Raw genomic sequence first — 6,346 nt, 5'->3', positions numbered from 1 at the left:
CCAAAGGAGAAATGAAAGGGTATGAATAAGAAGTCGTTGACGCCTTATTTCTTTGTAGGTCCCCATCTGATACTTTTTATCGTATTTATTCTATTGCCGACCCTATACGGGATCTATGCTTCCTTTACGCAATGGAATCTGATTAATGACCCTGTATGGGTTGGCTTGGCCAACTATAAAACGATTCTGTTTGACACGGAGTCTACCTTCTATACCCAATTTATGAATGGATTAAAAAATACGCTCATCTTTGTTGTGCTAAGCGTCCCTATATTAATCATCATTCCGTTAATGATTGCCGTATCGCTGGAACACAAAAAAGTGAAAATGAAAAATGTGATTCAGTCCATCCTCTATATTCCCGGACTCATCTCGATTTCCGCAGCGGCACTGATCTGGTCTTTAATCTTCAATAAGCAGCTCGGGATTACGAATAATATTTTCGGCTCAGAAACGGTCTGGGCGGCCAACCAGCCCTATGCCTGGCTGATTATCATTGTCATTACGGTGTGGGGCGGAGTCGGTGGCAACATGATTATCTACCGGGCTTCCATAAGCGGAGTGTCGAAGGATTTGTATGAATCGGCCGAGATAGATGGAGCGGGGCCTGTCCGCAGATTTTCAAGCATTACTCTGCCTTCCATTCGTTTTCCGCTGATCTATACCTTTGTTATGACGACAGCCGGAGCCTTTAACGTATTCGGTCAGCCATTAATGATGACGGATGGAGGACCCAGACAGAGCACGACGGTATTGATGATGTATATCCGGCAGCTGGCCTTCGGTCACGGGGAATCGATTGCGGGTATGGCATCCGCGATGGCGGTTTTGCTCGGACTGGTCATTCTCGTCATTTCAGCCCTACAGTATTATGTGATGAACCGAAACGCGTCCTAGCGGCATGATCAGCTTGCAAACGACGGAAACGATAAAAGGTAGGTGTACTGTGCAATGTCGAACCCGGTACTACATGAAGTAAACGCGGATTCCAAGCTTGGTCGCTCTGGTCCGAAGAAGGCTTCATCCAACATAAGCGTGTCAAAATATATAGCTTACGCATTTCTGATCATCCTGTGTGTGATATGGGCAATTCCGGTCATATTTGGCATTACCACATCTTTTCGGTCCCAGGCTGAGGTGGTTTCCAGCGGTTTCAGACTGCTGCCCGATAGCTGGATTTTTGATAATTATGTCACGATTCTGCAAAACACGTCGACCGCGCCCATTCTGCGCTGGTTGATGAACTCCGTGTTTATTGCAACGATGCATACGCTGCTCGTGATCGTTGTCATTTCCATTACAGGTTATGGATACTCGCGCATGAACTTTAAGGGAAGAGATACCTTGTTCTTTACCTTGCTTGGAATTTCCTTCTTTCCTGGGGTAGTGAATCTGATCCCGTCTTATAAAATCATTGATGCGCTGGGATGGGTAAATACATCTTGGGCAATGATCATTCCCGGTTTGGCCGGGATGGGGAACATTTTTTTGGTCAGACAATTCATGATGGGCGTTCCCAAGGATTTGGATGAATCGGCACGCGTGGATGGAGCGGGAGATTTTAGAATCTATTACTCTATTATTTTGCCGCTCATGAAACCTGTACTGATTGTATGCGGCCTGTTTTCATTTACGGGTTCCTGGAATGATTTCCTCTGGCCCGTCATCGTGTATACCGATGTGGAGAAGATGCCGGTCACAGCAGGTTTGCTGTTGTTACAGGATATTTACGGCAATTACCGCATGATCGGACAATTGATGGGTTCTGCGATCCTGGCCATCATTCCGACGCTGCTGTTGTTCCTGTTTGCCCAGAAATACTTTGTGCAGTCGATTAACTTAAACGCAGGCATCAAAGGATAGCAAGAAGATTGGATTCAAAGAAACATTTAAAAATAGAAAGCTAGCGGAAGTCAAACTATAAGGTATAGGAGTCGTCACCATGTCTGAATTATATATAAAAAATCCCCTGATTGAACAAAGAGCTGATCCCTGGATCTATAAACATACCGATGGTTATTATTACTTTACCGGTTCCGTGCCGGAGTATGACCGTATTGAGCTTAGACGCTCGCAAACGATACATGGGCTTGCGGATGCTGAAGGAATTACGATCTGGCGCAAGCATGAGTCAGGCCTGATGAGTGCCAACATATGGGCACCCGAGATTCATTATATGGATGGCAAATGGTATGTGTACTTCGCCGCTGCCCATACTTCAGAAACGAGGGACGGATTGTTTGATCATCGCATGTTCGTACTGGAGAACGTTTCGGCGAACCCGCTCGAAGGGGAATGTTTGCCTTGGACGCAACAACGTTTGAGCATAGAGGCAAACGATATTATGTATGGGCTCAGAAGGATCCGGGCATTCCAGGCAATTCCAATCTGTACATTTCATTGATGGAAAATCCATGGACCCTGACAGGGGAACAGGTATGCATATCGGTTCCTGAGTACGATTGGGAGAAGATCGGGTATCTTGTGAACGAAGGAGCCGCCGTTCTGAAGCGAAACGGGCGAATATTCATGACCTATTCCGCGAGCGCCACGGACCACAATTATGCGATGGGGCTTCTGACAGCCGATGAGGACAGTGATCTGCTGAATCCGAGCTCCTGGGTCAAGTCGCCGGTACCCGTGTTTACGACTTCGGAAGCCAATGGCCAATATGGGCCAGGGCATAACAGCTTCACGATTTCCGAGGATGGCTCGCAGGACATTCTGGTGTACCATGCAAGAAGTTACAAGGAGATCGTGGGCGATCCACTATACGATCCGAATCGGCATACGCGCGTACAGGTCATCCGGTGGAACGAGGACGGGACGCCGAATTTCGGGGTGCCGAGAGCGGATGATGAACCGGTCTCCAAGCTATGATGCAATTTGTAATTGGGGTTATAGAACGAATCGATTTACAAACATCAGACCGACTGAGCTTAACAGCTTGGTCGGTTTTTTACATTACAGGAGATAAGCAGCATAATATAAAATAGGAAAAAAGAAGGAGTCTTCGATATGGATGGAGAAAAGAGGACTGATCGTTTTATGCAATGGTTAAGGATGTATAAAGTACGGTACTATTAATGATATTCTTATTTCCCGGTAAGGAGGAATTATAAATGGCAAAGATATTAGTATTGGGCGGTACCCGCTTTTTCGGTAAAAGGCTGGTTAACCGGCTGCTGGCTAAAGGCGATGCCGTTACGATTTTAACGCGCGGACATCACCAGGATTCATTCGGGGGTGCCGTTGCGCGGCTTACCGTGGATCGAAAGGATCCGGAAGGTTTAAAACAGGCAGTGGGAAGCCAGGACTTTGATATCGTGTATGATAATATATGTTATACTCCGGAAGAAGCGGGACAAGCTGCAGACATCTTTGCCGGACGGATTGGACAATACGTGCTGACCTCTACGTTATCGGTCTATGATTTTGCGGATCATCCGGTGAGGGAAGAGGACTTTGATCCTTACAGATACCCTGTCATGATGAACGAAAGCAGGGACTACAGCTATAAGGAAGGCAAGCGCCAGGCGGAGGCGGTATTATTCGGCTGCCACAACCTGAACGTTACCGCTGTCCGGCTGCCGATTGTGCTGGGACCGGATGATTATACGCGAAGACTGCATTTTCATATTGAGCATGCAGCGGGCGGAGAAGCTATTGGTTTGCCTGATCCTGACGCGCAAATCTCGTTTGTGCATGCCGAGGAAGCGGCAGCGTTCCTGGAATGGGCAGGTCAAGTTCAATTGGAGGGCCCAGTCAATGCTTGCTCCAGCGGAACGATTTCGGTCCGGGAATTGATGAGCCTGATCCAGCAGGAAGTTGGAAGGTCGGCACCGCTGCAGTCTTCCGCAGCACCTGACCACATGTCCCCGTTCGGAATTCCGGGAGATTGGACGATGGATCATGCCAGAGCGGCAGCTGCCGGCTTTAAATTTTGGGATTTGCACGATTGGATGCCGAAATTGATTGCTGAATTGTCCGCCGATTTGAAGGTTCGCTAGCGAAAGCGGCAGGATCATTATCATTTAGAAGAAAGATAGAGGGAAGTGCCCTGAAAGGAAGATCAGCATGAGCGACAAGATGGCAGCATGGAAAGAGCGTATTCGAGAGGTAGAAGCCATGGAAGGCTTATCTCCGGAAGCCCTGACGTTAATCCATGCGATGTATGACGAATTGGAAGTTTTAACGAAGCAAAATTTCAATCTGCGGAAAACCGCGCTGAAAGCGACGTCCAGAGAAACGAGAATGTCGAGTAAACTGAAGGATGCATTGATGGAATAAACGGCGGAGTTCAGAACATATGATAAACACCGGGGAGGGCTCCCCGGTGTTTTTTTGATAGGATTAGCTTTTGGATGGCGTTCCTGATTTCGGCGCTTGGCGCTTCTTTTTGAATCTTGGTCCAACGTAATTTCGCTTGCGGTCCCGGAACAGAATCCAGCCGCCCAAGAATCCGATACCAATGACAAACAGAGCCAGCCCGCCTAGAAAAGATAGCCAACCGAAAGCGGGGTTTGCCACACTGTCATCCCCATGAACGGAAATATATAGAAAAACCGCATCTTTCATCATTAAGAAACCCTTCATTGCCATAAAACCCGGGATAACCAAAATCAAGATGGCAATAAAGCGGGAAATTAACATTTTCATAGAAGATTCCTTCCTGCGACTGATGTAATGAACTACCGTTTATCATACCTTTTTCATAGGGCAATGTCTATTTCCATTATGGATGCTGATTTTGTAATCCGAAAAAAAGAGAGTACAATGAAAGTGTAAAACTGGACTTATTATGGAGGTGCCGTTTGTGGCTATAACATGTGATGTAGCAATTCTTGGCGGGGGAACCGGTGGATATGTTGCGGCCATCCGCGCAGCCCAGCTTGGTAAAAATGTGGTCATCATCGAGCAGGACAAACTGGGGGGGACCTGCTTGCACCGCGGCTGTATTCCGAGCAAATCTTTGCTTCGAAGTGCCGAGCTGTATGCAGAAATGAAGGATAGCGAGAGCTATGGAATCGAGACGGACGGGGTCCGGCTAGCGTTTGACAAAGTACAGAAGCGCAAAGACGGTATCGTCGCTCAGCTGCACCAGGGCGTTCAATATTTGATGCGCAAAAATAAAATTATCGTCGTGCAGGGCAAAGGGAGAGTTATCGGCCCGTCCATTTTCTCTCCGCGCAGCGGGGCAGTGGCGGTTGAGCTTCCGGACGGCGAGATGGAAACCGTGGTTCCCACTCATCTGATCATCGCAACCGGTTCGCGTCCGCGTCACTTACCGGGGCTAGAGCCTGACGGCATACATATACTGACAAGCGACCATGCGCTTCAACTGGATGAGCTCCCTGCATCCATTATCATCGTAGGAGGCGGCGTAATCGGCGTGGAATGGGCCTCGATGCTGAATGATTTTGGCGTTCAGGTCACGATTGTTGAAGCTTCGTCCCATCTGCTGCCAGCCGAAGACGAGGAAGTTGGACGGGAGCTGACAAAGATGCTCACCGCCAGAGGCGTAGAGGTTATCACCAACGTTTCCATTCAAACCGATAGCTGTGAGATCCGGAATCAAAGCGTGTCCATCACGATTGAGCAAAAGGACGATACCAGAACATTGTCAGCGGACAAGCTGCTCCTCTCTGTCGGGAGAATCGGTAACACTGAAAATATCGGGCTTGAAAATACCGACGTTCGGGTTGCGAACGGCGTCATCGTGGTGAATGCCAATATGCAAACAACAGAACCCCATATTTACGCAATCGGCGATTGCATCGGGGGTCTTCAGCTAGCCCATGCAGCAAGCCACGAAGGGATAGCCGCGGTGAACCATCTGGCAGGCGAGAAGACGGAAGCCTACAGAAGCGAATGGATCCCTCGCTGCATCTATACCCGTCATGAGGTAGCCAGCGTCGGACTAACGGAGAAGCAGGCCAAAGAACGCGGACATGAGATCAGGATCGGAAAATTCCCGTTCTCGGCGATAGGCAAATCTTTGATCCACGGAACGAAGGAGGGTTTCGTGAAGGTTATTGCCGATCAGAAGACGCAGGATATTCTGGGCGTGCATATGATGGGTCCGCATGTTACGGAGCTGATCGGCGAAGCGGCACTGGCGCAAGTACTGGATGCGACTCCATGGGAAGTGGGAGCGGCGGTGCATGCCCATCCATCCTTATCCGAAATCATCGGTGAAGCGATGCTTGCGGTGGATGGACGAGCCATTGGATTATAAGGATAAGTACATCCTTTTGTGGAATCCCTCATTTCTTTTTGCCGAGAAAGGGATTATAATAACATTAAGCCAAGTCTTAGTACCAGGTTTTAATACTTGATCAAATAC

At 48.4% G+C, this 6,346-nt stretch carries 6 protein-coding genes and 1 pseudogene; 6 read left to right on the top strand and 1 reads right to left on the bottom strand.

Annotated elements, in window-relative coordinates; all coding sequences use genetic code 11:
- Positions 1 to 21: 21 nt before the first annotated feature.
- The 5 genes and pseudogenes from ACPV3A_RS05885 to ACPV3A_RS05865 all read left to right on the top strand — a co-directional run bounded on the left by ACPV3A_RS05885 (position 22) and on the right by ACPV3A_RS05865 (position 4,290).
- Positions 22 to 897, top strand: a complete 876-nt coding sequence (locus ACPV3A_RS05885; RefSeq protein ID WP_194541879.1) for a carbohydrate ABC transporter permease — start codon at positions 22 to 24, stop codon at positions 895 to 897.
- A gap of 54 nt (positions 898 to 951) precedes the next feature.
- A complete protein-coding gene (locus ACPV3A_RS05880) occupies positions 952 to 1,863 on the top strand; it encodes a carbohydrate ABC transporter permease (protein WP_194541880.1) in 912 nt (303 codons plus the stop codon).
- Positions 1,864 to 1,942: 79 nt separating this feature from the next.
- Positions 1,943 to 2,880: pseudogene (locus ACPV3A_RS05875) on the top strand (glycoside hydrolase family 43 protein).
- Positions 2,881 to 3,122: 242 nt separating this feature from the next.
- On the top strand, positions 3,123 to 4,010 hold the full coding sequence (locus ACPV3A_RS05870) for an NAD-dependent epimerase/dehydratase family protein (RefSeq protein WP_426198437.1): 888 nt from the start codon (positions 3,123 to 3,125) through the stop codon (positions 4,008 to 4,010).
- Positions 4,011 to 4,077: 67 nt separating this feature from the next.
- The gene (locus tag ACPV3A_RS05865; protein ID WP_194541883.1) at positions 4,078 to 4,290 is read left to right on the top strand and encodes a hypothetical protein; all 213 of its coding nucleotides are present in this window, start codon (positions 4,078 to 4,080) and stop codon (positions 4,288 to 4,290) included.
- A 63-nt stretch (positions 4,291 to 4,353) separates the two neighbouring features.
- On the opposite strand, the gene ACPV3A_RS05860 is transcribed toward ACPV3A_RS05865, so the two are convergent.
- Entirely contained in the window at positions 4,354 to 4,659 is a 306-nt protein-coding gene (locus ACPV3A_RS05860) for a DUF2627 domain-containing protein (protein ID WP_071223872.1), read from the bottom strand.
- Between the two features lie 157 nt (positions 4,660 to 4,816).
- On the opposite strand from ACPV3A_RS05860, the gene lpdA reads away from it, so the two are divergent.
- Entirely contained in the window at positions 4,817 to 6,238 is a 1,422-nt protein-coding gene (gene lpdA / locus ACPV3A_RS05855) for a dihydrolipoyl dehydrogenase (RefSeq protein WP_426198436.1), read from the top strand.
- The last annotated feature ends 108 nt before the right edge of the window (positions 6,239 to 6,346 follow it).

The sequence above is a fragment of the Paenibacillus sp. Dod16 genome (assembly GCF_049893405.1).
Taxonomy (GTDB): domain Bacteria; phylum Bacillota; class Bacilli; order Paenibacillales; family Paenibacillaceae; genus Paenibacillus_AQ.
This window is presented reverse-complemented; position numbering and strand designations above follow the sequence as displayed.

Excerpts from the sequence above, each read along its gene's own strand:
- ACPV3A_RS05865 (WP_194541883.1), top strand. The coding sequence starts at position 4,078 with ATGAGCGACAAGATGGCAGCATGGAAAGAGCGTATTCGAGAGGTAGAA.
- ACPV3A_RS05880 (WP_194541880.1), top strand. The coding sequence starts at position 952 with ATGTCGAACCCGGTACTACATGAAGTAAACGCGGATTCCAAGCTTGGT.
- ACPV3A_RS05885 (WP_194541879.1), top strand. The coding sequence starts at position 22 with ATGAATAAGAAGTCGTTGACGCCTTATTTCTTTGTAGGTCCCCATCTG.
- ACPV3A_RS05870 (WP_426198437.1), top strand. The coding sequence starts at position 3,123 with ATGGCAAAGATATTAGTATTGGGCGGTACCCGCTTTTTCGGTAAAAGG.
- ACPV3A_RS05860 (WP_071223872.1), bottom strand. The coding sequence starts at position 4,659 with ATGAAAATGTTAATTTCCCGCTTTATTGCCATCTTGATTTTGGTTATC.